Raw genomic sequence first — 26,723 nt, forward strand, 5'->3', positions numbered from 1 at the left:
CACTTTTCGTTACAGCTTCGGTCCGGCGCTAACCAGCGCTTCACCCGCAGGGGTGTCGGTGTATTTCTCGAAGTTCTCGATAAACAGTTTCGCCAGTGCATTGGCTTTTTCCTGCCACTGCTCCGGAGACGCGTAGGTATTACGCGGATCGAGAATGCGAGTGTCTACGCCCGGCAGCTCGGTAGGGATAGCGAGGTCAAACATCGGCAGACGGAACGTTTCCGCGTCATCCAGCGAACCGTTCAGGATGGCATCGATAATCGCGCGGGTATCTTTGATAGAGATACGCTTGCCGGTACCGTTCCAGCCAGTGTTAACCAGATATGCCTGCGCACCTGCCGCCTGCATGCGTTTCACCAGCACTTCTGCGTACTGCGTTGGGTGCAGCGACAGGAATGCTGCGCCGAAGCAGGCAGAGAAGGTTGGGGTTGGTTCGGTGACGCCACGTTCGGTACCGGCCAGTTTGGCGGTGAAACCAGACAGGAAGTGGTACTGGGTTTGGTCTGCCGTCAGGCGAGAAACCGGCGGCAGCACGCCAAACGCGTCGGCGGTCAGGAAGATAACTTTGGTAGCGTGGCCCGCTTTCGACACCGGCTTAACGATGTTTTCGATGTGATAAATCGGGTAGGACACACGGGTGTTTTCAGTTTTGGAACCGTCATCGAAATCGATGGAACCATCTTCGCGCACGGTGACGTTTTCCAGCAGCGCATCACGACGGATCGCGTTGTAGATTTCCGGCTCGGCGTCTTTAGACAGTTTGATGGTCTTCGCGTAGCAACCACCCTCGAAGTTAAACACGCCGTCGTCATCCCAGCCGTGTTCGTCATCGCCAATCAGGCGGCGTTTCGGGTCAGTGGACAGCGTGGTTTTACCGGTGCCGGACAGGCCAAAGAAGACCGCCACATCACCTTTTTCCCCGACGTTTGCCGAGCAGTGCATGGAGGCAATGCCCTTCAGCGGCAGCAGGTAGTTCATTACGGAGAACATACCTTTCTTCATTTCGCCGCCGTACCAGGTTCCGCCAATCAGTTGGATACGCTCAGTCAGGTTGAAAGCTACGAAGTTTTCGGAGTTCAGACCCTGCTCTTTCCACTGTGGGTTGGTACATTTAGCGCCGTTCATCACGATGAAATCAGGTTTGAAATCAACCAGCTCTTCCTCGCTTGGGCGGATGAACATGTTTTTGACAAAATGCGCCTGCCAGGCAACTTCGGTAATGAAGCGTACGGAAAGGCGGGTATCGGCGTTAGCGCCGCAGAAAGCATCAATGATAAACAGACGCTTGCCTGAAAGCTGCTGGGTGACTAATCCTTTCAGATGCTGCCAGGTTTCCTGGGAGAGCGGTTTGTTGTCGTTCTTACCTTTACCTTTGTCTGACCACCAGAGCGTGTCGCGCGTGGTGTCGTCACGGACAATGTACTTATCCTTTGGCGAACGTCCGGTAAAGATACCGGTATCAACTGCAACGGCGCCCAGGTTCGTTAACACGCCACGCTCATAACCTTGCAGGGAAGGATCAAGTTCCTCCTGGAAAAGTGTGTCGTAGTCTGGATTGTAAACGATATCCTGAACGTCATTGATACCATAAGCCTTGAGATCTTGCGGGGTTAAACTGGTGTTCACACGCATTTCACTGCTCCTTAGCCAATATGTATTACCTGGAATAGTAAGGTTTTTTAGGGATTGCTAACCGCGACAAGGCTCATAGATTTACGCATCCGGGAAAATCACGGGTAACCGAATGCGCTGCGACTCCTGTCACAAAGAGGCGGATATTATGGCAGGAAACCCTTTTTTGTTGTGGAAAATGTTCTTAAAACGTTAATAGAGAGTGTTTTTGGCGGGAATCTTGTGAGTGTAATCGCATTCACGTAAGAAAATAACGTAACTCATACATAAACAATATCGATTCACTTCCCGTGGCGGTGGTCTGACTTCGGTCCATCAATGCTCAAAATTGTGAAGTTGATGCGATTATGAGGCTTTCTCGTGATGCTGGATGACGACATGCATAGTGTTGAACGTTCACGAATCACTTACTGGAGCATGAGATCTATTGCTCTGCGGCAGACGGGGGCGAATGAGCAACTGGATTCAGCGTTCAGAGCGTGGCGTATATTGTCATTCACGGTGCACGGATAAAGATGCAGTATTACGCAGAGTAAGCGGAATTTAGCCCGGTAGAGCAAACTACCGGGCTAGTGATTTAATGTACCTGCGGGTCTGCCGGGGATGCATTGCTGCGGATCTCAGCAATGTCCATGGCGTTAAACAGATAGTGGCTACCGCAATAATCGCAGTGCATATCGATCTCGCCTTCTTCCGCCAGAATGCTGTCCACTTCTTCGTCCGGCAGCGTTTTCAGTGCACCAGCGCAGCGTTCGCGTGAACAGGTGCATTTGAACTCAACGTCCTGCGGATCGTAGAGGGTGACCTCTTCTTCGTGGTACAAGCGCCACAACACTTCGTTGGCCGGCAGCGTCAACAGCTCTTCGGTTTTAATGGTTTCGGTCAGGGCGGTCAGGTGATCGAAATCATCGGCCTGCGCGTTTTGCGCCGGCATTACCTGCAGCAGCATTCCGCCAGCAGCAGGTTTGCCATCGACGTCGCCAGTACGGATAAACAGGCGTGTCGGCAGCTGTTCAGAACGCATGAAGTAATCTTCCAGACAGGCGGCCAGCGTGTCACCTTCCAGACCGACCACGCCCTGATAGCGTTCGCCTTCTTCCGGGGTAATGGTGATCACCAGGTAACCGTTGCCTACCAGCGTTTTCAGATCCGCGCCTTCAGGAATATCACCCTGCATGCGGGCCACGCCGCGCATCTGCTGATTGTTGTTGCCGTTAATGACGGCCAGGCTCAGCGGACCATCACCCTGCAGCTGCACGGTGATATCACCGGCAAACTTCAGCGTGGCGGTGAGCAGGCTGGTGGCGACCAGCAGTTCAGCCAGCACGTTTTTGACCGGCTGCGGGTAAGTATGATTTTCGAGGATCTGTTGCAGAGTTTCCGAAACGGTCACCAGCTCGCCGCGCACGGCAAAGTTTTCAAACAGATAACGATGTAATTGGTCATGTTGCGGCATAATCATCTCTCTTGCAGGTGACAGTCACTCACTGTCGCCATGTTTAAATCGTAACAGGTCGCGGCGCTCTTTCTTGTCCGGTCGCCTGTCCGGGTGCGGCATGGTTAACGCGTTAAGTTTACGCGCCAGCGCCACTTTTTCGCGTTTTTCCACGCTTTCCGCGGTTTCTTCATACAGCGTAACGGCTTCCGTGGCCGGGCGACGCTGCTCGGTAATAGCCTTGATAATGACCGTTCGTTCGTCATTTCCCTGGCGCAGGGTGAGGGTGGCGTTCAGCTCAACAATTTTGCTCGGCTTGCTGCGCTGGCCGTTGTAATGCACCTTACCGCCTTCAACCATTTCGCGGGCTAGCGCACGCGTTTTGTAAAAGCGTGCCGCCCACAGCCATTTATCCAGCCTGACTTCAGTAGAGGGCTTTTCTTTCATGGCGTCTCCTTCACATCAGTGAGGGGATCAGTCGGCGGTAGTCATTCAATGACGGATGGCGTGCGTACTGTTTTTCCGCAATGCCAGAGTCGGGATTGGTTACGCCGAGGCAGTAACGAATACCATACAGGGCAGCGGCGTCGAGAATGGGTTCGCTGTCGTCAATAAATAGCGTCTTCTCTGCACTCATTCCCGTTTCTTCAGCCACAGCGTGCCATAACCGCTGATCCTCTTTGGGATAACCAAATGTGTGGGTGGAAAGTAATAAATCAAGGTGTGAGGCCAGACCGGTATGCTCAAGCTTCACCGCCAGATTATGCGGATGCGCGTTGGTGAGCAAAATACGGCGCTTGCCGCTGGCTTTTAAGGCATCAAGAAACGGTACGGTATCTTCACGCAAAACGGCGCGCGGTCCCTGTTCCGTAGTCATGGCGCAAATATCCAGATCCAGGCACTCGCTCCAGTAATCCAGGCAGTACCAGTTTAGCGTATGCTGCACGGCATGATACTGCTGACGAATATAGTCCTGGGCTTCCTGGGGAGAGATACCCTGCTTCGCGCCATAGGTTTCCGGCACCAGCTTTTGCCAGAAATAGTTATCGAATGCCAGGTCGAGCAGCGTGCCGTCCATATCTAACAACACGGTGTCGACATCCTGCCAGGCAATATTGATATGCATGGAAACTCCCCAGAAGAAAACATGATGCGCGACAGAGTAGCATATCCTGTCGCGCGAGCGTGTTATCGAATCAGGCTTTCCGGGTCGTCAATCAGCGTTGGATTCAGGCAGCTTTCGTAGTAGCTCTGAATTTCCGCGATGCGGGTGCGGTTACGCTGATAGCGTCTGAATGCCTGTATGCTGTTGTAGACAGCGCATCCGAGCATGGAGAACATCAGCAGCGTCGTGCCAAGGTAGCGCCATAATCCTGAACGATCCGGGATACGGTGCAGACCAATGTGCTGGGTGCCATTGGCGTCAGTCGAAATATTGGTGACGATCCCCTCCGCGCGAAACGGCGTCTGCATCAGCATCTGCGCCAGGCGCTGAAAGGCGTTCCACTGTTCCTGGGGAGGATAGTCATATAACGAGGTCGTCGGCCACGGCTGATCGACCAGATCGCTGCCTTCGTCGCTGATAATCAGGAAACCGCCGGGAGCAGGGCTATTCAGCGCCTGGGCCGCTCGCGCAGTCTCGCGTGAAATAAACGGCGCCGTAGAGGTATTCACCAAATTATCCAGCGACTCCGCGCTTACCGGACGCAGCAGCACGTTCACTCCATCCAGTTTGCCTGCGTTTGCTCGTTTCACCAGCGCGGTCCAGTCTTTACTGTTACCAAGGTTTACCAGCGCATTTTTTAAACGTACACATTCATCTTTGGCTGCGCACAGATCGGCCGTTTTCAGGACAATCTCGCCAAAATCGTCAAGTAACACCATGCCGGACTTTTGGATGGCCGAGCGTAACGATGCGCTGACGCGAGAGTCATCATCAGCTTTGGGATGCAACTGGCGGTTCACGGCCTGCGTGAGCGCGGTAGCTTTATTTACCAGATCGGACTCAGGTAGCGGCAATGCGCGCGCGTCATTCCAGATAATTTGCGTGCAATCGAAAGGCATAAACGGCGTGGCAGGCTGCGCATTCCAGCTCCCCTGGGTATGAATGTTACACATACCCGTACCGCTCAGGTGCAGCGTGTCACCCACGCGAACGCCCGCGTTTTCGAGCTGTTTTACGCTGGTGGCTTCGATAGTTTGCGCGCCCTTCATCCAGGAAAGCGTTAGCTTTATCGGCATATCCAGAGGGATCCAAAACAGCAGCATCAGCAGTACCAGCAATGAGCCGCCCGCGATGACGGCGTTGCGCAGCCAGTGCTGTAACGGGAAGTTTTTCACTTCATCATGCAGGGATAAAAAACGCCCCTGGCGGACAACATGGCGATCGAGATAAATATCGATATCCGTTTGCTGGCCAAGATCCTGTGCGATGTAAGGCTGCCAGTGAGGGGGATAAATAAGATCAATAATGCCTAGCGAGATATTATTGATTTGCTCCTGATCATTTTCGCCAAACAGTCCCCAGCGACGCGGCGTACCGCGCAGACAATGAATTTCCCGCAGGGCGGTTTTAGACGGCGGGGCGAACAGTCCCCACAGACCTGCCGCCAGTAGCAGCACCGCGCCACCAACGGCCCACGGAGCAAACGTATCCGGAATGATTAAGCAGAAAAAGAACAGCAGGAATGATGCGGCAATCAGCAGCGCTTCGCGCAATCCCGACGGGCGGCTGAGTGCGTATTCTTCATGGGTTTCCTGGCGAATATTCAGCAGTTCGATCTGCTCGCTTTCTTCACCGCGAATGGACGCCTGGGTAGAGGCGGTATGCTGTAGCGCATAGCCACGCGCTTCCTGCATATATTCCTGCAGCGTGTGGCCGTTCAGAGAGATAACCAGCGGTATCGTATTGGTGTGGATTAACTCAACGCTGTTTTCGTCATTGATGTATTGTTCCCAGAAAGGGGGAAGATGTACCTCAACGGAATCGAGATAGTAACGCCACTTGTTAGGATCGTCGGTAGTAATGCCGTAACGTGTAATCGCGTGCGTCAGTACGATGACGCTATTACTTTGGGCATTCAGCGTTAACGATACCGGCGCGGAGCTGGCGCCCGTGGGACTCGGCACCTGCTGAATTTGACTAAGGCTTTCGAGATAGTTTTCAACTGCACTGCGCTCTTCAGGCGTGAGTTTACGCTTTGAGGCGTCTGAGAAGACGTTGCTCAAGGGTAAATTTTTCCGTCTGGATTTCGTTCTGAGTAGCCATCCTGCAAGCAATGAGCAGGCCAGCAAAGCAGCTAAAAAAATCAGAATGGTGCTCATGCTTTCCCCATCTTACTTAGTCTGTCAGGCGTGGCCAGTCGCACCCTGTTCAATATTCGTGATTCTGTGGTTGGCTATCGGCAAGTGTGGAGTCGAACTTGAGCATCTTTAAGTACAGCCCAGTAAATGCGAATCATAGCAAAATCACCAAAAATGGAATATCAGCAAATTCCTGGAGTTATTTCAACCTATTGACTTTTAATTTGAAATAGGGATTAACTTTTAGTACGTTGCATAAATGTAAATAAACGGCAATTCACATTGCCGAAACCGTGCGGTATATCGCACAATAACCCCAGATTTCACAGCAAAGATCCTCACAATGAGCAAATCATTACAGAAACCCACGATTTTGAAAGTGGAAACCGTCGCCCAATCCCGGCTGTTTAAAGTCGAAAGCGTGGACCTTGAGTTCAGCAATGGCGTGCGCCGCGTTTATGAACGTATGCGTCCGTCCACGCGTGAAGCGGTAATGATTGTGCCGATTGTGGACGACCACCTGATCCTCATCCGCGAATACGCGGTTGGGACTGAATCTTACGAACTGGGTTTTTCCAAGGGATTAATCGATCCTGGCGAAAGCGTGTTTGAGGCGGCGAATCGGGAGTTAAAAGAAGAAGTGGGGTTTGGCGCAAAGGATCTGACTTTTTTAAAGAAACTCAGCATGGCGCCATCTTATTTCTCCAGCAAGATGAACATCGTGGTGGCAGAGGACTTATATCCTGAATCGCTGGAGGGTGATGAACCTGAGCCATTACCGCAGGTACGCTGGCCGCTGGCGCATCTGATGGACCTGCTGGAAGATCCTGATTTTCACGAAGCGCGTAATGTCAGTGCGCTGTTCCTCGTACGCGAATGGCTGAAAGGGCAGGGACGATTGTAGTTTATGTTGCCGGATGTCGGCTGACGCCTTATCCGGCCTACAACATCCAGCAATATCAAATGATTACGCCGAAAATGTAGGCCGGATAAGCGAAGCGCCATCCGGCAATCGATCAGAACAATTCGTGCGTCTCACCATTATCGATAATGGTAGTCCCCACCTCATGCACCGCCTGTTGCGTCGGCTGTGTGCCTTCAATGAAGTACTCTGCGCGGCTGTTGCCGCCGTTTGCCAGTTGACCGGTGCTGCGATCGATGTTGACCGTCACGATACCCGGCGGCGGCGTCAGCGGCTGCTCAGGCACGCCTTCCAGCACGGACTTCATGTAGGCATCCCATGCAGGCTGCGCACTCTTCGCGCCGCCTTCGTAGCCGGAGATTTGGTCTTTGATCGCCCCGGAAGCAGTCGTGTGGCCAAGGTTGCGACGATGGTCATCAAAGCCGATCCATACTGACGTCACCACCCCTGGCCCGTAGCCGGAGAACCACGCATCTTTAGAGCTGTTGGTGGTCCCGGTTTTCCCGCCGATATCGTGACGTTGTAAATCACGACCTGCGCGCCAACCGGTTCCCATCCAGCCTGGCTCACCAAAGATATTGGTGTTCAGTGCGCTTTTAATCAGGAAGGCCAGCGGCGTGTTGATCACGTGTGGGGCGTACTCCTGCGTTCCACTTTGTGCGACCAGCGCCTGGTTGGCCTGCTCAAGCTGCGGCATTGGCACGGCGGCATTTTGCTGTTCCTGCGAGACGGCGACATCTTCTACGTTACTGTTTTCCAGCACGTTAGATTTCTGGGTATCGCCGTAAATCACCGGAATATCGCATTCCGGACAGGCAATTTTCGGCTTCGCTTCGAAGATAACGCCGCCCATATCGCTTTCGATCTTACTGATGAAATACGGGTCGACCAGGAAGCCGCCGTTAGACATCACCGCGTAACCGCGCGCCACCTGCAACGGCGTGAACGAGGCCGAACCCAGCGCCAGCGACTCGGTGTGCACAATGTTCTGTGCCGGGAAACCAAAACGTTGTAGATACTCTGCCGCGTAATCCACGCCCATGGCGCGCATGGCGCGTACCATCACCACGTTTTTCGACTGGCCCAGCCCTTGACGTAAGCGAATAGGACCAGCATACTGCGGCGGTGAGTTCTTCGGCTGCCAGTCGGAACCGGCACCGGCATCCCAGCGGGAGATCGGTACGTCGTTGAGCATACTCGCCAGCGTCAGACCTTTATCCATTGCAGCGGTATACAGGAAGGGTTTGATGTTGGAACCCACCTGGCGTAGCGCCTGGGTTGCACGGTTAAACTTGCTCTGGTTGAAGTCAAAACCACCGACCAGCGCCAGCACCGCGCCGTTTTGCGGATTGATGGACACCAGTGCGGAGTTGACGTCCGGCACTTGCGCCAGCCACCAGGCATCGCCAACCTGGCGTACCCAGATTTGCTGGCCGGTCTGTACTACGTCGGTCACTTTACGCGGCGTTGGGCCTTGCTGGGTATCCGAGCGGTAAGGACGCGCCCAGCGCATACCATCCATTCGTAATGACACGGAGGTACCATCCGCCAGCGTGGCAATGGCTTCCTGCGGATTAGCGCTGGTAACAACCGCCGGAAGCAATGGGCCATAAGTCGGCAGTGCTTTCAGCGTATCGGTGATTTTCTTGCTGTCCCAACTGCTTTCGCCCACTTTCCACAGCACGTTCGACGGGCCGCGGTAGCCGTGGCGCATGTCGTAATCCATCACGTTGTTACGTACCGCCTGCTGGGCTGCCTGCTGTACTTTGCGCGTAATGGTGGTGGTGATGCGATACCCGTCTTCATAGGCTTTCTCGCCATAACGGTTATACATCTCCTGGCGCACCATTTCAGACAGATACGGCGCGGAGAAGGCGATTTCCGGCGCATGGTAGTTGGCGTCAATGGCCTCGCCGCGTGCCTGATCGTACTGGGCCTGCGTGATGTAGTTTTCGCTCAGCATACGCGACAGCACGACGTTACGTCGCGCGGTTGCCCGGTCCATCGAATAGAGGGGGTTGAAGGTTGACGGCGCTTTTGGCAGACCGGCAATCACCGCAATTTCACTTAAGCTCAGCTGATCTACGGTCTTACCGAAATAGACCTGAGCGGCAGCACCCACGCCATAGGCGCGATACCCCAGATAGATCTTGTTCAGATACAGTTCGAGGATCTCATCTTTACTTAGCAGTTGTTCAATGCGGATCGCCAGGAACACTTCCTTGATCTTACGCATCAGCGTACGTTCCGGGCTGAGGAAGAAGTTTCTCGCCAACTGTTGGGTAATGGTACTCGCCCCTTGCGATGCGTGGCCGGAAAACAACGCGACGCTGGCTGCACGGAAGATCCCCACCGGGTCTACCCCATGGTGCTCATAAAAGCGACTGTCTTCTGTGGCGATAAAGGCTTTAACCATCACCGGCGGCATTTGATCCAGCGTAACCGGAATTCGACGTTTCTCGCCATATTGCGCGATCAGCTCGCCGTCAGCGCTGTAAACCTGCATCGGGATCTGTAAACGCACATCTTTGAGCGTCGCGACGTCAGGTAATTGCGGCTCAATATAGCGATAGAGGCCATAAATCGAGCCTGCTCCCAGCAGGATGCAACATACTGCAAGGATTAATAAATACTTTACGAACTTCACTGGAGATTTCCCATTTAGTGGCATTTGGGCAGTTTATAAACAAACGCGCGGTAGTATAAAGGCAAGCCAGACGCATTGATATACCCGTTAAAGCAACGGGTGATAAGGAGATCATCAGCAATGGCTTTCAATATCTGGAAAATTGGTTTGCATATTCAGCAACATGAAGCGCTGGCTGTCGCCGCTGTTCACGACGCATCCGGTTGGTTTCTCCAGCGCTGGTGGCGTATACCGCTGACGCCCCAGGTTATCGTCGATGGCCACATTCGCGAGCCTGAACAGCTTGTCGCAGCGCTATTGCCGTGGAGCCGGGAGCTTCCTCGCCGACACCATATTCATCTCTCCTTTCCCGCCAACAGGACGTTACAAAAAAAGTACCCTCGTCCGGAAATGACGTTGCGTGAGCCGGAGCAAACCGTCTGGTTGTCCGGCTCGATGGCGCGAGAACTGGATATGGCGCCGGATGCGCTGCATTTTGATTATAGCGAAGACACGTTGAGCCCGGCGTTTAACGTCACGGCTGCGCAAAGCAAAGAGATTTCAGCGCTTCTGACGCTTATCCAAACGTTGAAGGTACACGTTACGGCGATTACGCCGGATGCCAGCGCATTACAGCGATTTATGCCCTACCTGCCCGAACATCATCAGTGTCTGGCATGGCGTGATGACGCCCAGTGGCTATGGGCGACCCGTTCGGCATGGGGACGTAAATCAACAGGCGATATTGACAGTATCGACGAGCTTGCCGCGACATTGTCGCTTCCCACGACAGCCATTGCGCTATGCGGTCCCGGCGGCTTCGATCCGTTAAGCGTGGTGTCTGTACGCCAGCCGCCAATTCCAACGCCAGGCCATCGCTTCGCCATTTCTCTGGGACTCGCTATGGGAGGCGCATGCTAATGATAGCGACTATCAACCTTCTGCCCTGGCGCCAAACGCGACGCCGCGCCTGCCTGCGCTTCTGGTGTGTTTTATTTAGCGCTTCAATCCTGCTCAGTATCGGCGTGTTATTGCGCGGTTACAGCATGATAAACGTCGAAAACCGGGCTGAATTACTGCTGGCAGATGCCGAAAAGACGCGGGCCGAGGCCTTAATGGCGCTAAAGCCGCATATGCAGCAGCGCCAGCAACGATGGCTACAGGTTCAGGCGCGGAACAAACAGCGCGAGCAGACCCGAAACTGGCAGCAGGTTTTGCAAGGACTGGCGGAATTACTGCCGGAGCAGGCGTGGCTAACAAAAATCACCTGGCAGCAGGAGACGCTGGAACTGACGGGAAACACGCTGAACTTTACCGCGCTGAGGGCGCTGGAAGCGCAATTACGCCAGCAACCGCTGTTTACATTGGGCAGTCCTGGTGAAACGCTGCAGGATGCGCAGGGACGCTGGCAATTCCACTATCGACTGACGCGGAGCGGTGCGCATGATAACGCTCTGTGATAGCTGGTTAGCGCAGTCGCCACGTTTTCGAGTTTTCTGCTGGTGCGCCTGGATGTTGGGACTGCTCATCGCCGTCTTGCTATGCCTCAACTCCCCCTGGCAGAAACGGGTTATGCAGCAAGAGGCGCTAAGCCAGCAACGCGCGGCCATTCAGGCGCAATGGCGAAATTTATATCTGTTGGCGGCATCGCCAGGAGAGCCTGAAGAGACGTTGATTCCGTTTTCCCCGCTGCGGTTTCAGACTCCTCTGGCACGTCTTCTCCACTGGCAGCCCTCTGCACAGGGCGGAGAGATGACGCTGAAGCCCGCCTGGGATGCCATCCCGCCGATGTTTGCCCTACTGGCGGATCAGGGGATGAACGTCAGCCGGTTTTCGCTTAGCGCTGAAGGTTCGGATCTGCTGCTAACGCTACAACTGGAGCGCCTGAATGACGGTTGAACGTTGGCTGTTGGTATGCGTAAGCGTACTGATGCTCACTGGTATGCGTAATCCCTTTCTGCCGCCGGAGGACCGTTGCCAAATTGCTGAGCTGCCGACATGGCGTTTTCAGGGCATGGTGAGCCAGGGCGCACGACCTATCGGCATTGTTCAGGATAGCCAGAAAAAATGGCGACGGATTGAGCGAAATGACCTCCTGAAAAACGGTTGGACGATTACACAGATTACGGCCCAGAGCGTAACGCTCGACACAGGGAAAAACTGCGAGCCGCCGCGGTGGCAGTGGCAACGACAAGGAGCGGTAAATGAAGCGATGGATAGCGTGGATACTCTTCGCGCTGGCGGTTGGAATAACGAGCGCGCTGGCGGGAAAACCACAAAACGTGACGCTGGTGGTCGATGATGTACCGGTTGCACAGGTATTGCAGGCGCTGGCTGAACAGGAGCAGAAAAACCTGGTCGTTTCACCGGATGTGAGCGGCGTGCTGTCGCTGCATTTGACGGATGTCCCCTGGAAACAGGCATTGCAAACGGTGGTGAAAAGCGCCGGGCTGGTATTACGTCAGGAGGGCAATATTCTGCATGTACATTCTGTCCAATGGCAGAGTGAAAATGCGGCCCGCCAGGACAATGAGCAGGCACGGGTTCAGGCCAGTTTGCCACTGGAGCAGCGCAGCATTATTTTGCAATATGCCGATGCCGCCGAGCTGGCCAAAGCCGGAGAAAAGCTGCTTAGCGCCAAAGGAAGCATGACGGTGGATAAACGAACCAACCGCTTACTGCTGCGTGACAATAGCGTTGCGCTTAATGCACTGGAAAAATGGGTGGCGCAAATGGATTTGCCGGTTGCCCAGGTCGAACTGGCGGCGCATATCGTCACGATTAATGAAAAAAGTTTGCGTGAGCTGGGGGTTAAGTGGTCGCTGGCTGACGCACAGCAACCGGGGACGGTAGGGAACGTCACAACGCTTGCCAGCGATCTCTCTGTATCCGCCGCCACATCACGTGTGGGATTTAACATTGGCCGTATTAACGGCCGTTTACTTGAGCTGGAGCTGTCTGCGCTGGAGCAAAAACAGCAACTGGATATCATTGCCAGCCCTCGCCTACTGGCTTCTCACCTGCAACCTGCCAGTATTAAGCAGGGTAGCGAGATCCCTTATCAGGTCTCCAGCGGTGAAAGCGGCGCGACATCCGTCGAGTTTAAGGAAGCGGTACTGGGGATGGAGGTAACGCCCACCGTATTGCAGAAAGGGCGCATCAGACTGAAACTGCATATCAGCCAGAATGTTCCCGGGCAGGTGCTACAGCAGGCGGATGGCGAGGTTCTGGCTATTGATAAGCAGGAGATTGAAACCCAGGTCGAGGTAAAAAGCGGCGAGACGATTGCGCTGGGCGGAATTTTTTCACATAAGAATAAATCCGCAGCCGACAGCGTGCCTCTGTTAGGCGACATTCCCTGGCTTGGCACTTTCTTTCGCCATGATGGTAAAGAAGACGAACGGCGCGAATTAGTGGTTTTTATTACGCCCAGACTGGTTTCAGCGCAATAACTTATGCATGAAAAGCCGTTGTTTTTGCACTGAACACGTTTCAGGGATTTGACGTGCGGGTGTATTTAGCATACAAGGAGTACCGATTTGAGCGTCGGTGCTTTTCTTTACTTATGCGGCAGTAAATACGCTTTGCCTTTCTGGTGGTGTGTCATAGGCTTATTTGGTGTCATTTGGCTGCGCGATACGTCGCCAGGTCTGATGTTTGCAGGGTAGCATGCCTGCCACGACCAGAAATGCGTAAGGTTTGGTGATTTATTCAGTTGCCAAACCCGCTTGAGTATTGAGATAATTTTCAGTCTGACTCTCGCAATATCTTATGAGGTTTCAGTTCATGTCCTGCTGCGCTGGGTGTCTGCGAAGCGGGTTTATCATTAACGAATAGTCTTAGTAGTACCGAAAAAATGGCAGAGAAACGCAATATCTTTCTGGTTGGGCCTATGGGTGCCGGAAAAAGCACTATTGGGCGCCAGTTAGCTCAACAACTCAATATGGAATTTTACGATTCTGATCAAGAGATTGAGAAACGAACCGGAGCTGATGTGGGCTGGGTCTTCGATGTAGAAGGTGAAGACGGCTTCCGTGATCGCGAAGAAAAAGTCATCAACGAGTTGACGGAAAAACAGGGTATTGTGCTGGCAACTGGCGGTGGCTCTGTAAAATCACGTGAAACACGTAACCGTCTCTCCGCGCGTGGCGTCGTGGTCTATCTTGAAACGACAATTGAAAAACAACTTGCGCGTACTCAACGCGACAAGAAACGCCCGCTGCTGCAGGTAGAATCACCGCCTCGTGAAGTTCTGGAAGCGTTGGCTGACGAACGCAATCCTCTGTACGAAGAGATTGCTGACGTGACCATTCGCACCGACGATCAGAGCGCAAAAGTCGTAGCAAACCAGATTATTCATATGTTGGAAAGCAACTAATTCTGGCTGAATACACACTCGTCTGCGGGTACAAGTAACTAAGGTGGATGTCGCGTAATGGAGAGGATCACAGTCACTCTCGGGGAACGTAGTTACCCTATCACCATCGCGGCTGGTTTGTTCAATGAGCCAGCTTCATTCTTACCGCTGAAATCGGGCGATCAGGTTATGTTGGTGACCAACGAAACCCTGGCTCCCCTTTATCTCGATAAGGTTCGCGGCGTACTTGAACAGGCGGGTGTTAACGTTGATAGCGTTATCCTTCCCGATGGCGAGCAGTATAAAAGCCTGACGGTTCTGGATACGGTTTTCACCGCGTTACTGCAAAAACCGCACGGTCGTGATACCACGTTAGTCGCACTTGGCGGCGGCGTGATTGGCGATCTGACCGGTTTTGCGGCAGCCAGTTATCAGCGTGGTGTGCGTTTTATTCAAGTCCCGACAACCCTGTTGTCACAGGTCGACTCCTCCGTTGGCGGCAAAACCGCTGTAAACCATCCCCTCGGTAAAAACATGATTGGCGCGTTTTACCAACCGGCCTCCGTGGTGGTGGATCTCGATTGTCTGAAAACGCTTCCTGCGCGTGAGCTGGCATCGGGGCTGGCGGAAGTAATCAAATACGGCATCATTCTTGACGGTGAATTTTTCAGCTGGCTGGAAGACAATCTGGATGCGTTACTGCGTCTGGACGGCCCGGCGATGGCGTACTGTATTCGCCGTTGTTGTGAGCTGAAAGCAGAAGTTGTCGCAGCAGACGAGCGCGAAATGGGCTTACGTGCTTTACTGAATCTGGGACACACGTTTGGCCATGCGATCGAAGCTGAAATGGGTTATGGCAATTGGTTACATGGTGAAGCAGTCGCAGCAGGTATGGTAATGGCTGCTCGTACGTCAGAACGCCTTGGGCAGTTTACCTCCGCAGATACGCAGCGCATCATTACGCTACTGCAGCGAGCGGGCTTACCGGTTAATGGGCCGCGTGAGATGTCTGTTGAAGCTTATCTGCCGCATATGCTGCGAGATAAAAAAGTGTTAGCGGGAGAGATTCGTTTAGTGCTTCCGCGGGCCATAGGGAAGAGTGAAGTGCGCGGCGGAGTGTCGCACGAGGTGGTTCTTAACGCTATTGCTGATTGCCAGCAGGCGTAACAACAAGAAAGGTCTGGCTTACGTTGCAAAACGTAGGTCTTTTAGCTTCAGGTTATGTGCAAAGTCGTAAGCATTAACCTTTGAGTGGGGTGTTAAATGGATGAATTCAAACCAGAAGACGAGCTGAAACCCGATCCCAGCGATCGTCGTACTGGTCGTTCTCGTCAATCGTCTGAACGCGATAATGAGCCGCAAATCAATTTTGATGATGTTGATCTGGATGCTGACGATCGCCGTCCTGCGCGCACGCGTAAAGAGCGTGAAGAAGAGCGGGACATTGAAGAAGAGTATGAATCTGATGACGATGGCGTGGATGAAGAGCGTGTAGAACGTCGTCCGCGCAAGCGTAAGAAAGCCGCCAGTAAGCCTGCCTCTCGTCAGTATATGATGATGGGTGTCGGTGTTCTGGTGCTGTTGCTGCTGATCATCGGTATCGGTTCTGCGCTGAAAGCCCCCTCATCCTCTTCCAGTGAGCCTACTGCATCTGGCGAGAAGAGCATCGATCTTTCTGGCAGCAACGCGACGGATCAGGCGGGTACGACTACGCCTGCAACGGGCGCTGAGCAGACCGCTGGCAATACCCAGCAGGATGTTTCCCTGCCGCCGATTTCCTCAACCCCAACTCAAGGTCAGACGCCTGCGGCAACTGAAGGCCAGCAGCGTGTTGAAGTGCAGGGCGATCTGAACAACGCTCTGACGCAGCCGCAAGGTCAGGAGCAGGTTAACAACGTCGTGGTTAACTCTACGCTGCCGACCGAGCCTGCGACCGTTGCGCCGATGCGTAATGGTAATGCTGCGCGCCAGACTGCGAAAACGGAAACGACGGAACGTCCTGTGGCTACGCATCAGGAACGTAAACAGGCCGTCATTGAACCGAAGAGCAAACCGCAAACTACGGTGAAAGCGACGCCGACAGAGCCGAAACCTGTTGCTCAGGCAAAACCAACCGCAACTGCGCCGACGACCACAACCAAAGCACCTGTGGTTACCGCTACGCCGAAGGCGACGGCTGAGCCGAAAGCAACCGCGACTACCACGCCTGCTCAGACCGCAACGCCTGCGCCAACCGCAACAACGTCAACGCCTGTTGCCGGCGGAGCGAAAAGTGCAGGAAATGTTGGAGCGTTAAAATCTGCGCCGTCCAGTCATTACACGCTGCAGCTCAGCAGTTCTTCTAACTACGACAACCTGAACGGTTGGGCGAAGAAAGAAAACCTGAAGAACTACGTGGTGTATCAGACGACGCGCAACGGTCAACCGTGGTATGTTCTGGTGACGGGCGTGTATGCGTCTAAAGAAGATGCTAAACGTGCAGTGTCTACGTTACCCGCCGATATTCAGGCGAAAAACCCGTGGGCAAAACCGCTGCACCAGGTTCAGGCCGATTTGAAGTAAGATAGGATATGTTCTGCAATGGTTTGCTGTTTCGCCCAATTGCGGGACAAAGACTAAAGCGCAGGATGCTGTCGGAGCTTTCTCCACAGCCGGAGAAGGTGTAATTAGTTAGTCAGCATGAAAAAAAATCGCGCTTTTTTGAAATGGGCAGGGGGAAAATACCCCCTGCTTGATGATATCAAACGGCATTTACCTAAGGGTGAATGCCTGATTGAACCTTTCGTGGGTGCCGGGTCGGTGTTTCTTAACACCGACTTTTCTCGTTATATTCTTGCCGATATCAACAGCGACCTCATCAGTCTCTATAACATCGTGAAGACGCGTACCGATGAGTATGTGCAGGCTTCACGTGAGCTGTTTATGCCTGAAACCAATCAGGCTGAGGTGTACTATCGGTTCAGAGAAGAATTTAATGCCAGCCAGGACCCCTTCCGCCGTGCAGTGCTGTTCTTGTATCTGAACCGCTTCGGTTACAACGGATTGTGTCGCTATAACCTGCGCGGCGAGTTTAACGTGCCGTTTGGTCGTTATAAAAAACCGTATTTCCCGGAAGCCGAGTTGTACCATTTTGCTGAAAAAGCGCAGAATGCGGAGTTTCATTGCCTCTCCTATGAAGAGTGCATGGATCGTGCGGATAGCAACTCTGTGGTCTATTGTGACCCGCCTTATGCACCGCTTTCGGCGACGGCAAATTTCACCGCGTATCATACCAACAGCTTTAGCCCAAAAGAGCAGGCGCATCTGGCCGAAATGGCAGAAAAGCTGGTCAGTAAGCAGATCCCGGTGTTAATTTCGAATCATGACACGCCCGATACCCGTGAGTGGTACCGATCGGCGAAACATTTTCAGGTCAAAGTGCGGCGCAGCATTAGCAGCAATGGCGGCACGCGTAAAAAGGTGAACGAACTGCTGGCACTGTATAAACCAGGAGTTGTAACGCCTGCGAAGAAATAATTCTCAAGGAGAAGCGGATGAAACAGTATTTGATCGCCCCCTCAATTCTGTCGGCTGATTTTGCCCGCCTGGGTGAGGACACCGCGAGAGCGCTGACTGCCGGTGCCGACGTTGTGCACTTCGACGTCATGGACAATCACTACGTACCGAATCTGACCATCGGACCGATGGTCCTGAAATCGCTGCGTAAATATGGCATCACCGCCCCGATTGATGTTCACCTGATGGTGAAACCGGTCGATCGTATTGTCCCGGACTTCGCCGCCGCTGGCGCCAGCATCATTACTTTTCATCCGGAAGCCTCCGAGCATGTCGATCGCACTTTACAGCTGATCAAAGAGCATGGTTGTAAAGCGGGCCTGGTGTTCAACCCGGCAACGCCGCTGAGCTATCTGGATTACGTCATGGACAAGCTCGACGTGATCCTGCTGATGTCCGTTAACCCAGGCTTTGGCGGGCAGTCCTTCATTCCGCAAACATTGGATAAGCTGCGCGAAGTGCGTCGCCGCATTGATGAATCTGGCTATGACATTCGTCTGGAAGTGGACGGCGGCGTCAAAGTGAACAACATTGGTGAAATCGCCGCGGCAGGCGCAGATATGTTTGTCGCAGGCTCAGCTATTTTCGACCAACCAGATTACAAAAAAGTCATTGATGAAATGCGCAATGAACTGGCGAAGGTAAGTCATGGATAAGTTTCAGGATATTCGGGGCGCTGCATTTGACCTCGACGGCACGCTGGTCGACAGCGCGCCGGGATTAGCCGCTGCGGTGGATATGGCGCTGTATGCGCTGGAACTGCCGGTTGCCGGTGAAGAACGTGTTATCACCTGGATTGGTAACGGTGCAGATGTACTGATGGAGCGCGCGCTGGCGTGGTCTCGTCAGGAGCGCGCAACTTTACGCAAAACGATGGGTAAACCCCCCGTTGATGATGATATTCCCGCCGAGGAACAGGTACGTATTTTGCGTAAGCTGTTCGACAGATACTACGGCGATGTCGCAGAAGAGGGAACATTCCTGTTCCCTGATGTTGCCGATACGCTGGGCGCGCTGCATGCGAAAGGATTGCCGCTGGGTCTGGTGACCAATAAACCGACCCCGTTTGTCGCGCCATTGCTCGAGGCGTTGGATATCGCCAAATACTTTAGCGTGGTCATCGGTGGTGACGATGTGCAGAATAAAAAACCGCATCCGGATCCGCTGCTGTTGGTGGCAAGCAAGCTTGGCATCAAGCCCGAGCAAATGCTCTTCGTAGGGGATTCACGCAATGATATTCAGGCGGCAAAAGCTGCTGGCTGTCCGTCCGTTGGCCTGACCTATGGCTACAACTACGGCGAGTCGATCGCGCTGAGCCAGCCCGACGTTATTTACGACCGTATTAATGAACTACTGCCCGCTCTCGGGCTTCCGCATAGCGAAAATCAGGAATTAAAAAATGACTAAGCCCATCGTTTTTAGTGGCGCACAGCCCTCAGGTGAATTGACCATTGGCAACTATATGGGTGCGCTGCGTCAGTGGGTGAGCATGCAGGATGACTACCATTGCATCTACTGCATCGTAGACCAACATGCCATCACCGTTCGTCAGGATGCTCAGCAACTGCGTAAAGCAACGCTGGATACGCTGGCGTTGTATCTGGCATGCGGAATCGATCCTGAAAAAAGCACCATTTTCGTGCAGTCTCACGTACCGGAACATGCCCAGCTAGGTTGGGCGCTGAACTGCTACACCTACTTCGGCGAACTGAGCCGTATGACCCAGTTCAAAGACAAATCCGCGCGCTATGCGGAGAACATCAACGCCGGTCTGTTTGATTATCCGGTGCTGATGGCGGCAGACATCCTGCTGTATCAGACCAACCAGGTGCCGGTTGGCGAAGATCAGAAACAGCATCTGGAACTGAGCCGCGATATTGCCCAGCGCTTCAACGCCCTGTATGGCGATATCTTCAAAGTGCCTGAGCCGTTCATTCCTAAATCCGGTGCGCGCGTGATGTCGCTGCTGGAGCCGACGAAGAAAATGTCCAAGTCGGATGACAACCGCAACAACGTGATCGGCCTGCTGGAAGATCCGAAATCCGTGGTTAAGAAAATCAAACGAGCGATGACCGACTCCGAAGAGCCGCCGGTTGTTCGCTACGACGTGCAGAACAAAGCAGGTGTTTCCAACCTGCTGGATATCCTCTCTGCCGTCACTGGCCAGAGCATTCCGGAGCTGGAACAGCACTTCGAAGGCAAAATGTATGGTCATCTGAAAGGTGAAGTCGCAGAGGCCGTTTCCGGCATGCTGACCGAGCTTCAGGCGCGGTATCACCGTTTCCGTAACGATGAAGCTTTCCTGCAGAAAGTGATGAAAGACGGTGCGGAGAAAGCCAGCGCCCGCGCGTCTGTTACGCTGAAAGCCGTTTACGAAGCGATTGGTTTTGTGGCCAAGCCGTAATGCGCTCTGCGTTGTTGAAGAAACCGGGTTACGCCCGGTTTTTTTTCGCCTGTTCGTTGGTAAATCTCAAAAAATGTGAGGCGCCTCGCCGTTTGCACATTTCCTCATTGCGTTATATCTTCACTTTAATGAAGATATAAATATTCACTTTACTGAAAATATAAAATGCGTCGGACATTTATCAAGAAAGAGGGGGTTGTGCTGACAACCCTGGCCCGTTACCTGCTCGGTGAGAAGTGTGGTAACAGACTGAAAACTATCGATGAACTGGCTGCCGAGTGTCACTCATCGGTAGGGTTAACCCAGGCCGCGTTGAAAACGCTGGAATCCTCCGGGGCGATCCGTATTGAGCGCCGCGGGCGTAACGGTAGCTATCTGGTGGAGATGGATAACCGTACGCTGCTAAAGCATGTGGATATTAATAACGTGGTCTGCGCGATGCCGCTGCCCTACACCCGTTTATATGAAGGACTGGCGAGTGGGCTTAAGGCTCAATTCGATGGGATCCCGTTTTATTACGCACACATGCGTGGGGCTGATATTCGCGTGGAATGCCTGCTGAACGGCGTCTATGACATGGCGGTAGTTTCCCGCCTGGCGGCGGAAAGTTACCTTGCCCAGGATGGATTGCGCATTACGTTGGCGCTGGGACCGCATACCTACGTCGGCGAGCATCAGCTGATTTGTCGCAAGGGCGAATCCGCAGATGTAAAACGTGTCGGGCTCGATAACCGTTCGGCGGATCAGAAAATCATGACCGAGGCCTGTTTTGGCGACCGTGACGTTGAATTGATCGATATGCCTTATCACGAAAGCTTGCAGCGTATCGCGAGAGGGGATGTGGATGCGGTTATCTGGAACGTGGTTGCAGAGGCCGAGTTGGCGGTACTGGGATTAGAAGCCACGCCGCTCACCAACGATCCGCGATTTCTGCAGGCCACGGAGGCGGTAGTGCTGACCCGGGCGGAGGATTATCCGATGCAACAGCTACTACGAGCGGTCGTCAATAAAGAGGCGCTGCTTGCCCACCAACAGCGTGTGGCGAACGGTGAACAGGAACCCAGTTATTAAGTGAAGGCGAACGATATGGAAAACAGGCTTAACCTGCTGTGTGAAGCGGGCGTTATCGACAAGGATATTTGTAGCGGCATGCTGCAGGTGGTCAGGCGGCTGGATGAAGAGTGGTGTTTGCCGGTTTATAGCGAGCAAGGGACCATGGCGATGACCCATATGGCGAGCGCGTTAATGCGCAGTCGCCAGGGGGAAGTGATTGAAGCACTGGATGGTGAGCTGTTGGAGGAGTTGGCGCAATCTCATCTGTGGCCAACTATTTTATTGGTACATCAGGCGCTGCTGAAAGAGTTCACGGTGACGCCGCACGCGAATGAAGAAGGCTATATGTTGGCTAACCTGTACGGATTGTGGATGGCGGCGAACGAAGGCGTCTGAAATCAATGGGCAATGAGCTTATTGCACCCTAAATATTCAAAAAAATGAATATTTAACTGAAGGATTAGAACGAGGCAGAGAAATGTTTATAGATGCATTGAAACGCCAGAACCCCGCACTTATCTCGGCCGCTATCGCGTTGTGGCAGCAAGGGAAGATCGCGCCTGACAGTTGGGTCATTGATGTTGATCAGGTCATTGAGAATGGCAAACGCCTGCTGGATGTCGCCAGGCAACATGGCATCTCGCTATATCTGATGACCAAACAGGTAGGACGTAACCCGTGGCTAGCAGAGAAACTGTTGCAGCTTGGCTATGAAGGTATCGTGGTTGTCGATTACAAGGAGAGCCGCGTCATGCGCCGCGCCGGGTTACCGGTTGCGCATCAGGGACATCTGGTGCAGATCCCGTCGCGGCTGGTCAATGAGGCAGTGGCGCAAGGCACTGAGGTCATCACATTGTTCTCGCTGGAGAAAGCGCGCGAAGTTTCGGCTGCGGCGGTGAAGGCCGGCTGTGAACAGAACGTGATGCTGAAGGTGTATGACAAGGATGATTTTCTCTATCCGGGGCAGGAAAGCGGATTTCCGCTGAAGTATCTGACGGATGTGGTCAATGAAATCCGCAGCCTGCCGGGCCTGCGTCTGTGCGGGTTAACCCATTTCCCCTGCCTGTTATGGGATGAAAAATCAGCGCAGACGATGCCGACGCCTAATCTGCACACGCTGGTGAGCGCCCGACGTCAGTTGGCGGAAGCCGGGATTGCCATTGAGCAGCTTAATGCGCCGTCAGCCAGTAGCTGCGCGTCACTTCCCCTGTTGGCGGAATATGGCGTCACCCATGCTGAGCCGGGTCATGCGCTGACCGGCACCATTCCTTGTAACCAAAAAGGCGACCAGCCGGAACGCATTGCGATGCTGTGGTTAAGCGAGGTTTCGCACACGTTTCGTGGGGACAGTTATTGCTATGGCGGGGGCTATTACCGTCGTGGTCACGCGCAAAACGCGCTGGTCTTTACGCCGGAAAATGGCGCCCCAATAGCCGCAAAGCTTAAACCCGTGGACGACAGCAGCATTGACTACTACCTGCCTGTAGCCGGCGAATTTCCGGTGAGCAGCGCGGTGATCTTCTGTTTTCGCACCCAGATCTTCGTGACGCGTAGCGACGTGGTGCTGGTGTCGGGCATTCAGCGCGGCGCGGCTGAAATCGTCGCGCGTTATGACAGTCTCGGCAATATTCTGGAGGACTAATGGCTCGATTCGTCGTGTTGGTGATCGACAGTTTTGGTGTTGGCGCAATGAAAGACGTCACGTTGGTCAGGCCGCAGGATGCGGGAGCGAATACCTGCGGCCATATCCTGGGCGAACTCCCGCAGTTACGGTTGCCAACGCTGGAAAAGTTGGGGCTGATTAACGCTCTGGGCTTTGCGCCTGGCGTGATGAAACCTTCAGCATCGGCGGTTTGGGGCGTTGCAGAGCTGCAGCATGAAGGGGGAGATACCTTTATGGGCCATCAGGAGATTTTAGGCACACGACCTCAGGCTCCGCTGCGGATGCCATTTAGCGACGTCATCAATGGCGTTGAGCAAGCGCTGAAAGCCGCGGGCTGGCAGGTGGAACGCCGCGGCGGCGATCTGGCGTTTCTTTGGGTCAACAATGCGGTCGCAGTGGGCGATAACCTCGAAGCGGATTTAGGTCAGGTCTACAACATTACCGCCAATCTTGCCGTTATCCCATTTGATGAGGTGCTAAAAATAGGCCGTGTGGTGCGTGAGCAGGTTCAGGTCGGGCGCGTGATCGCGTTTGGCGGTCAGCTTAAAGACAGCCAGCGCATTCTGGATGCAGCCGAGACCAAAGAAGGACGCTTTATCGGCATTAACGCTCCACGCTCCGGTGCCTATGAAAATGGCTTCCAGGTCAGGCATATGGGTTTTGGCGTAGATGAGCAGGTACAGGTGCCACAAAAACTGCATGACGTCGGAATCCCTACCGTGCTGGTCGGTAAAGTGGCGGACATCGTTGCCAATCCGCACGGGCGCAGCTGGCAAAACCTGGTGGATAGCCAGCAGATCATGGATATCACGCTTAACGAATTTAACGCTGAGCCGACGGTATTTATCTGTACCAACATTCAGGAAACCGATCTTGCCGGGCACGCTGAAGACGTAGCGCGGTATGCCGAACGGTTGCAGCTTGTCGATCTTAATCTTTCACGCCTTTTGGCCGCTATGGATCCAAGTGACTGTCTGGTGGTCATGGCCGATCACGGCAACGATCCGACCATCGGTCACAGCCATCATACCCGGGAAGTTGTGCCGGTACTGGTGTATCAACAGGGGCTGGAGCCTGCGCAATTAGGCATCCGGGCGACGTTATCCGATGTTGGCGCGACGGTGTGTGAATTTTTCGGCGCGGCGGCGCCACAAAATGGCTGCTCTTTTCTCTCGGCATTGCGCCTTACAGGAGACACCTTATGAACTTTGATCCGACGGGCTATACCTGGGTCCACGAACATCTGCATATCGATCTCTCTGGGTTCAAAAATAACCTCGACTGCCGGTTAGATCAGTACGATCTGATTTGTCAGGAGATGAAGGATCTCCGGGCGTCAGGCGTCAGCAATATTATTGAGATGACCAACCGCTATATGGGGCGTAATCCACAATTCATGCTCGACCTGATGCGCGATACCGGTATCAACGTCATGGCCTGCACTGGCTATTACCAGGATGCGTTTTTCCCTGAACATGTCGCGGCTCGCAGCGTGGAACAGCTCGCGCAGGAGATGGTCGATGAGATAGTCATCGGTATTGATGGTACTGAATTGAAGGCCGGAATTATTGCGGAAATTGGCTCCAGCGAAGGGGTGATTACGCCGCTTGAAGAGAAGGTGTTTATTGCCGCGGCGCGGGCGCACATCGAAACCGGACGTCCCATCTCCACCCACACCTCGTTTAGTACCATGGGCCTGGAACAGCTGGTGTTGCTGCAGGCGCACGGCGTTGACCTTTCTCGCGTAACCGTTGGTCACTGCGACCTGAAAGATAATCTCGACAATATCTTACGCATGATCGATCTCGGCGCGTATGTGCAGTTCGATACCATCGGTAAAAACAACTATTACCCGGACGAGAAACGCATTGGCATGCTCCATGCGCTGCGCAATCGCGGGCTGCTTGATCGCGTGATGCTTTCCATGGACATTACCCGCCGCTCGCATTTAAAAGCCAATGGCGGCAATGGCTACGACTATCTGTTAACCACTTTTATCCCACAGTTGCGCCAGTCAGGATTCAGCCAGGCCGATGTGGACACGATGTTACGTGATAACCCCTCAAAATTTTTCCAATAAGGACAGAATCATGAAAAAGATTGGCGTTGCTGGCTTACAGCGTGAGCAGATTAAAAAGACCATTGAAACCGCAGCTCCGGGTTGCTTTGAAGTATCCATTCATAACGACATGGAAGCGGCGATGAAAGTGAAATCCGGACTGCTGGATTACTACATCGGCGCTTGTAACACCGGCGCGGGCGCGGCGCTGTCGATTGCCATCGCGGTGATTGGCTACAACAAAAGCTGCACTATCGCCAGGCCGGGTATTAAGGCGAAAGACGAACATATCGCAAAAATGGTTGCGGAAGGGAAAGTGGCTTTTGGTCTCTCCGTCGAACATGTTGAACATGCGATTCCGATGCTGGTTAACCATTTGAAATAAAAGGCATGACTATGGATCTGTATATTCAGATTGTGGTGGTGGCCTGCCTGACCGGCATGACGTCACTTCTGGCACATCGCTCGGCGGCCGTCTTTCATGACGGTATCCGCCCGATTCTGCCGCAGCTGATCGAGGGGTACATGAATCGCCGTGAGGCGGGGAGTATCGCGTTTGGTCTGAGTATCGGCTTTGTGGCGTCGGTGGGGATCTCATTTACCCTCAAAACCGGCTTGCTCAACGCCTGGCTGCTGTTCCTGCCGACGGATATTCTCGGCGTGCTGGCGATGAACAGCCTGCTGGCGTTCGGTCTGGGCGCTATCTGGGGCGTATTGATTCTGACCTGCCTGCTGCCGGTGAACCATCTGCTCACGGCGCTGCCGGTTGATGTACTGGGTAGCCTCGGTGAACTGAGTTCTCCGGTGGTTTCCGCATTCGCACTCTTCCCGCTGGTGGCGATTTTCTACCAGTTTGGCTGGAAGCACAGCATTATCGCGGCGGTGGTGGTACTGATGACCCGCGTGGTGGTGGTGCGTTACTTCCCACACCTGAACCCGGAATCAATTGAGATTTTTGTGGGGATGATGATGCTGCTGGCGATCGCCATTACGCATGATATTCGCCACCGCGGCGATGACGAGATGGATGCCAGCGGGCTATCGGTCTTTGAAGAACGAACCTCGCGGATTATTAAAAACCTGCCGTATATCGCCATTGTCGGCGCGTTGATTGCCGCCGTCGCCAGTATGAAGATTTTCGCTGGCAGCGAGGTTTCAATTTTTACGCTGGAAAAAGCGTATTCGGCTGGGATTTCGCCGGAGCAGTCGCAGACGCTGGTGAATCAGGCGGCCCTGGCGGAGTTTATGCGCGGGCTGGGTTTTGTACCGATGATTGCGACAACCGCGCTGGCGACGGGCGTGTATGCGGTAGCGGGTTTTACCTTCGTGTTCTCCGTAGGTTACCTGGCGCCGAACCCGTGGATAGCGGCAATCCTTGGCGCTATCGTGATTTCAGCGGAAGTGTTGCTGCTGCGCTCTATTGGCAAATGGCTGGGACGTTATCCGTCAGTGCGTAACGCATCGGACAATATTCGTAATGCGATGAATATGCTGATGGAAATGGCGCTGCTGGTAGGCTCGATTTTTGCCGCCATCAAGATGGCAGGCTACACCGGTTTCTCAATTGCGGTAGCGATTTACTTCCTCAACGAATCGATAGGGCGTCCGGTTCAGAAGATGGCGGCTCCGGTCGTAGCGGTAATGATCACCGGTATTGTGCTGAATATTCTTTACTGGTTTGGTCTGTTTGTTCCGGCTTGAGGAGGCGTAAAAC

General features: G+C 53.7%; 26 protein-coding genes. 20 read left to right on the top strand and 6 right to left on the bottom strand.

Features of this window, described 5'->3' with window-relative positions; translation table 11 throughout:
* Positions 1-9: 9 nt before the first annotated feature.
* From pckA to igaA, 5 genes are all read right to left on the bottom strand, one after another.
* Positions 10-1,632 carry a phosphoenolpyruvate carboxykinase (ATP) gene (gene pckA, locus WHR59_RS01625; protein WP_043018578.1) on the bottom strand — a complete coding sequence of 541 codons (1,623 nt, stop codon included), beginning with the start codon at positions 1,630-1,632 and terminating at the stop codon, positions 10-12.
* A gap of 577 nt (positions 1,633-2,209) precedes the next feature.
* Complete coding sequence (gene hslO / locus WHR59_RS01630; protein WP_016157640.1) at positions 2,210-3,088, bottom strand: Hsp33 family molecular chaperone HslO; 879 nt, start codon at positions 3,086-3,088, stop codon at positions 2,210-2,212.
* Positions 3,089-3,112: 24 nt separating this feature from the next.
* On the bottom strand, positions 3,113-3,514 hold the full coding sequence (hslR, locus tag WHR59_RS01635; RefSeq protein ID WP_019078146.1) for a ribosome-associated heat shock protein Hsp15: 402 nt from the start codon (positions 3,512-3,514) through the stop codon (positions 3,113-3,115).
* A gap of 10 nt (positions 3,515-3,524) precedes the next feature.
* Positions 3,525-4,193: a GMP/IMP nucleotidase gene (gene yrfG / locus WHR59_RS01640; protein ID WP_003023533.1), complete on the bottom strand. Its 669-nt coding sequence runs from the start codon at positions 4,191-4,193 to the stop codon at positions 3,525-3,527.
* Positions 4,194-4,255: 62 nt separating this feature from the next.
* A complete protein-coding gene (gene igaA, locus WHR59_RS01645; RefSeq protein ID WP_047408180.1) occupies positions 4,256-6,391 on the bottom strand; it encodes an intracellular growth attenuator protein IgaA in 2,136 nt (711 codons plus the stop codon).
* A gap of 322 nt (positions 6,392-6,713) precedes the next feature.
* On the opposite strand from igaA, the gene nudE reads away from it, so the two are divergent.
* Entirely contained in the window at positions 6,714-7,274 is a 561-nt protein-coding gene (gene nudE, locus WHR59_RS01650; protein ID WP_003827667.1) for an ADP compounds hydrolase NudE, read from the top strand.
* A 112-nt stretch (positions 7,275-7,386) separates the two neighbouring features.
* On the opposite strand, the gene mrcA is transcribed toward nudE, so the two are convergent.
* Positions 7,387-9,939 carry a peptidoglycan glycosyltransferase/peptidoglycan DD-transpeptidase MrcA gene (mrcA, locus tag WHR59_RS01655; RefSeq protein WP_047408184.1) on the bottom strand — a complete coding sequence of 851 codons (2,553 nt, stop codon included), beginning with the start codon at positions 9,937-9,939 and terminating at the stop codon, positions 7,387-7,389.
* A gap of 120 nt (positions 9,940-10,059) precedes the next feature.
* On the opposite strand from mrcA, the gene WHR59_RS01660 reads away from it, so the two are divergent.
* The 19 genes from WHR59_RS01660 to WHR59_RS01750 all read left to right on the top strand — a co-directional run bounded on the left by WHR59_RS01660 (position 10,060) and on the right by WHR59_RS01750 (position 26,710).
* Positions 10,060-10,839: a DNA utilization protein HofM gene (locus tag WHR59_RS01660; RefSeq protein ID WP_338843543.1), complete on the top strand. Its 780-nt coding sequence runs from the start codon at positions 10,060-10,062 to the stop codon at positions 10,837-10,839.
* A complete protein-coding gene (locus WHR59_RS01665; RefSeq protein WP_043018574.1) occupies positions 10,839-11,378 on the top strand; it encodes a PilN domain-containing protein in 540 nt (179 codons plus the stop codon). The genes WHR59_RS01660 and WHR59_RS01665 overlap by 1 nt, the downstream gene beginning before the upstream one ends.
* Positions 11,362-11,817: a hypothetical protein gene (locus WHR59_RS01670; RefSeq protein WP_338843544.1), complete on the top strand. Its 456-nt coding sequence runs from the start codon at positions 11,362-11,364 to the stop codon at positions 11,815-11,817. The genes WHR59_RS01665 and WHR59_RS01670 overlap by 17 nt, the downstream gene beginning before the upstream one ends.
* On the top strand, positions 11,807-12,220 hold the full coding sequence (locus WHR59_RS01675) for a HofP DNA utilization family protein (RefSeq protein ID WP_087050813.1): 414 nt from the start codon (positions 11,807-11,809) through the stop codon (positions 12,218-12,220). The genes WHR59_RS01670 and WHR59_RS01675 overlap by 11 nt, the downstream gene beginning before the upstream one ends.
* Positions 12,123-13,370: a DNA uptake porin HofQ gene (hofQ, locus tag WHR59_RS01680; protein ID WP_338843545.1), complete on the top strand. Its 1,248-nt coding sequence runs from the start codon at positions 12,123-12,125 to the stop codon at positions 13,368-13,370. Before WHR59_RS01675 ends, hofQ begins: the two co-directional genes overlap by 98 nt.
* Positions 13,371-13,774: 404 nt before the next feature.
* Positions 13,775-14,296, top strand: coding sequence for a shikimate kinase AroK (gene aroK / locus WHR59_RS01685; RefSeq protein ID WP_003023552.1), 522 nt, complete (start codon positions 13,775-13,777; stop codon positions 14,294-14,296).
* 57 nt (positions 14,297-14,353) lie between these two features.
* Positions 14,354-15,442 (top strand): 3-dehydroquinate synthase, encoded by a 1,089-nt coding sequence (gene aroB / locus WHR59_RS01690; RefSeq protein ID WP_043018570.1) that lies wholly within the window; start codon positions 14,354-14,356, stop codon positions 15,440-15,442.
* Between the two features lie 96 nt (positions 15,443-15,538).
* Positions 15,539-16,837 (top strand): cell division protein DamX, encoded by a 1,299-nt coding sequence (gene damX / locus WHR59_RS01695; protein ID WP_227093522.1) that lies wholly within the window; start codon positions 15,539-15,541, stop codon positions 16,835-16,837.
* Between the two features lie 117 nt (positions 16,838-16,954).
* The gene (dam, locus tag WHR59_RS01700) at positions 16,955-17,791 is read left to right on the top strand and encodes an adenine-specific DNA-methyltransferase (RefSeq protein ID WP_043018568.1); all 837 of its coding nucleotides are present in this window, start codon (positions 16,955-16,957) and stop codon (positions 17,789-17,791) included.
* 17 nt (positions 17,792-17,808) lie between these two features.
* Positions 17,809-18,486 (top strand): ribulose-phosphate 3-epimerase, encoded by a 678-nt coding sequence (gene rpe, locus WHR59_RS01705; RefSeq protein ID WP_003023561.1) that lies wholly within the window; start codon positions 17,809-17,811, stop codon positions 18,484-18,486.
* Positions 18,479-19,237, top strand: coding sequence for a phosphoglycolate phosphatase (gph, locus tag WHR59_RS01710; protein WP_047408202.1), 759 nt, complete (start codon positions 18,479-18,481; stop codon positions 19,235-19,237). The genes rpe and gph overlap by 8 nt, the downstream gene beginning before the upstream one ends.
* Positions 19,230-20,234, top strand: a complete 1,005-nt coding sequence (gene trpS / locus WHR59_RS01715; protein ID WP_043018566.1) for a tryptophan--tRNA ligase — start codon at positions 19,230-19,232, stop codon at positions 20,232-20,234. Before gph ends, trpS begins: the two co-directional genes overlap by 8 nt.
* Positions 20,235-20,399: 165 nt before the next feature.
* Positions 20,400-21,305 (top strand): GntR family transcriptional regulator YhfZ, encoded by a 906-nt coding sequence (gene yhfZ / locus WHR59_RS01720; protein ID WP_043018565.1) that lies wholly within the window; start codon positions 20,400-20,402, stop codon positions 21,303-21,305.
* A gap of 15 nt (positions 21,306-21,320) precedes the next feature.
* On the top strand, positions 21,321-21,683 hold the full coding sequence (locus WHR59_RS01725) for a hypothetical protein (protein WP_003847975.1): 363 nt from the start codon (positions 21,321-21,323) through the stop codon (positions 21,681-21,683).
* A gap of 82 nt (positions 21,684-21,765) precedes the next feature.
* Positions 21,766-22,929 carry a YhfX family PLP-dependent enzyme gene (locus tag WHR59_RS01730; RefSeq protein WP_199995018.1) on the top strand — a complete coding sequence of 388 codons (1,164 nt, stop codon included), beginning with the start codon at positions 21,766-21,768 and terminating at the stop codon, positions 22,927-22,929.
* Positions 22,929-24,155: a phosphopentomutase gene (locus WHR59_RS01735; RefSeq protein ID WP_227093520.1), complete on the top strand. Its 1,227-nt coding sequence runs from the start codon at positions 22,929-22,931 to the stop codon at positions 24,153-24,155. The genes WHR59_RS01730 and WHR59_RS01735 overlap by 1 nt, the downstream gene beginning before the upstream one ends.
* Complete coding sequence (locus WHR59_RS01740) at positions 24,152-25,030, top strand: phosphotriesterase-related protein (RefSeq protein ID WP_043018562.1); 879 nt, start codon at positions 24,152-24,154, stop codon at positions 25,028-25,030. Before WHR59_RS01735 ends, WHR59_RS01740 begins: the two co-directional genes overlap by 4 nt.
* A gap of 10 nt (positions 25,031-25,040) precedes the next feature.
* Positions 25,041-25,394, top strand: coding sequence for a DUF2620 domain-containing protein (locus WHR59_RS01745; RefSeq protein ID WP_087051954.1), 354 nt, complete (start codon positions 25,041-25,043; stop codon positions 25,392-25,394).
* 11 nt (positions 25,395-25,405) lie between these two features.
* Positions 25,406-26,710 carry a YhfT family protein gene (locus WHR59_RS01750; protein WP_075145553.1) on the top strand — a complete coding sequence of 435 codons (1,305 nt, stop codon included), beginning with the start codon at positions 25,406-25,408 and terminating at the stop codon, positions 26,708-26,710.
* The last annotated feature ends 13 nt before the right edge of the window (positions 26,711-26,723 follow it).

Source organism: Citrobacter europaeus, from assembly GCF_037482245.1.
Lineage (GTDB): Bacteria > Pseudomonadota > Gammaproteobacteria > Enterobacterales > Enterobacteriaceae > Citrobacter > Citrobacter europaeus.

Excerpts from the sequence above, each read along its gene's own strand:
- WHR59_RS01675 (WP_087050813.1), top strand. The coding sequence starts at position 11,807 with ATGACGGTTGAACGTTGGCTGTTGGTATGCGTAAGCGTACTGATGCTC.
- WHR59_RS01670 (WP_338843544.1), top strand. The coding sequence starts at position 11,362 with ATGATAACGCTCTGTGATAGCTGGTTAGCGCAGTCGCCACGTTTTCGA.
- yhfZ (WP_043018565.1), top strand. The coding sequence starts at position 20,400 with ATGCGTCGGACATTTATCAAGAAAGAGGGGGTTGTGCTGACAACCCTG.
- nudE (WP_003827667.1), top strand. The coding sequence starts at position 6,714 with ATGAGCAAATCATTACAGAAACCCACGATTTTGAAAGTGGAAACCGTC.
- WHR59_RS01750 (WP_075145553.1), top strand. The coding sequence starts at position 25,406 with ATGGATCTGTATATTCAGATTGTGGTGGTGGCCTGCCTGACCGGCATG.
- WHR59_RS01735 (WP_227093520.1), top strand. The coding sequence starts at position 22,929 with ATGGCTCGATTCGTCGTGTTGGTGATCGACAGTTTTGGTGTTGGCGCA.
- WHR59_RS01730 (WP_199995018.1), top strand. The coding sequence starts at position 21,766 with ATGTTTATAGATGCATTGAAACGCCAGAACCCCGCACTTATCTCGGCC.
- rpe (WP_003023561.1), top strand. The coding sequence starts at position 17,809 with ATGAAACAGTATTTGATCGCCCCCTCAATTCTGTCGGCTGATTTTGCC.
- WHR59_RS01725 (WP_003847975.1), top strand. The coding sequence starts at position 21,321 with ATGGAAAACAGGCTTAACCTGCTGTGTGAAGCGGGCGTTATCGACAAG.
- igaA (WP_047408180.1), bottom strand. The coding sequence starts at position 6,391 with ATGAGCACCATTCTGATTTTTTTAGCTGCTTTGCTGGCCTGCTCATTG.
- aroB (WP_043018570.1), top strand. The coding sequence starts at position 14,354 with ATGGAGAGGATCACAGTCACTCTCGGGGAACGTAGTTACCCTATCACC.
- trpS (WP_043018566.1), top strand. The coding sequence starts at position 19,230 with ATGACTAAGCCCATCGTTTTTAGTGGCGCACAGCCCTCAGGTGAATTG.
- hofQ (WP_338843545.1), top strand. The coding sequence starts at position 12,123 with ATGAAGCGATGGATAGCGTGGATACTCTTCGCGCTGGCGGTTGGAATA.
- WHR59_RS01740 (WP_043018562.1), top strand. The coding sequence starts at position 24,152 with ATGAACTTTGATCCGACGGGCTATACCTGGGTCCACGAACATCTGCAT.
- gph (WP_047408202.1), top strand. The coding sequence starts at position 18,479 with ATGGATAAGTTTCAGGATATTCGGGGCGCTGCATTTGACCTCGACGGC.
- damX (WP_227093522.1), top strand. The coding sequence starts at position 15,539 with ATGGATGAATTCAAACCAGAAGACGAGCTGAAACCCGATCCCAGCGAT.
- WHR59_RS01660 (WP_338843543.1), top strand. The coding sequence starts at position 10,060 with ATGGCTTTCAATATCTGGAAAATTGGTTTGCATATTCAGCAACATGAA.
- dam (WP_043018568.1), top strand. The coding sequence starts at position 16,955 with ATGAAAAAAAATCGCGCTTTTTTGAAATGGGCAGGGGGAAAATACCCC.
- aroK (WP_003023552.1), top strand. The coding sequence starts at position 13,775 with ATGGCAGAGAAACGCAATATCTTTCTGGTTGGGCCTATGGGTGCCGGA.
- hslO (WP_016157640.1), bottom strand. The coding sequence starts at position 3,088 with ATGCCGCAACATGACCAATTACATCGTTATCTGTTTGAAAACTTTGCC.
- yrfG (WP_003023533.1), bottom strand. The coding sequence starts at position 4,193 with ATGCATATCAATATTGCCTGGCAGGATGTCGACACCGTGTTGTTAGAT.
- hslR (WP_019078146.1), bottom strand. The coding sequence starts at position 3,514 with ATGAAAGAAAAGCCCTCTACTGAAGTCAGGCTGGATAAATGGCTGTGG.
- pckA (WP_043018578.1), bottom strand. The coding sequence starts at position 1,632 with ATGCGTGTGAACACCAGTTTAACCCCGCAAGATCTCAAGGCTTATGGT.
- WHR59_RS01745 (WP_087051954.1), top strand. The coding sequence starts at position 25,041 with ATGAAAAAGATTGGCGTTGCTGGCTTACAGCGTGAGCAGATTAAAAAG.
- WHR59_RS01665 (WP_043018574.1), top strand. The coding sequence starts at position 10,839 with ATGATAGCGACTATCAACCTTCTGCCCTGGCGCCAAACGCGACGCCGC.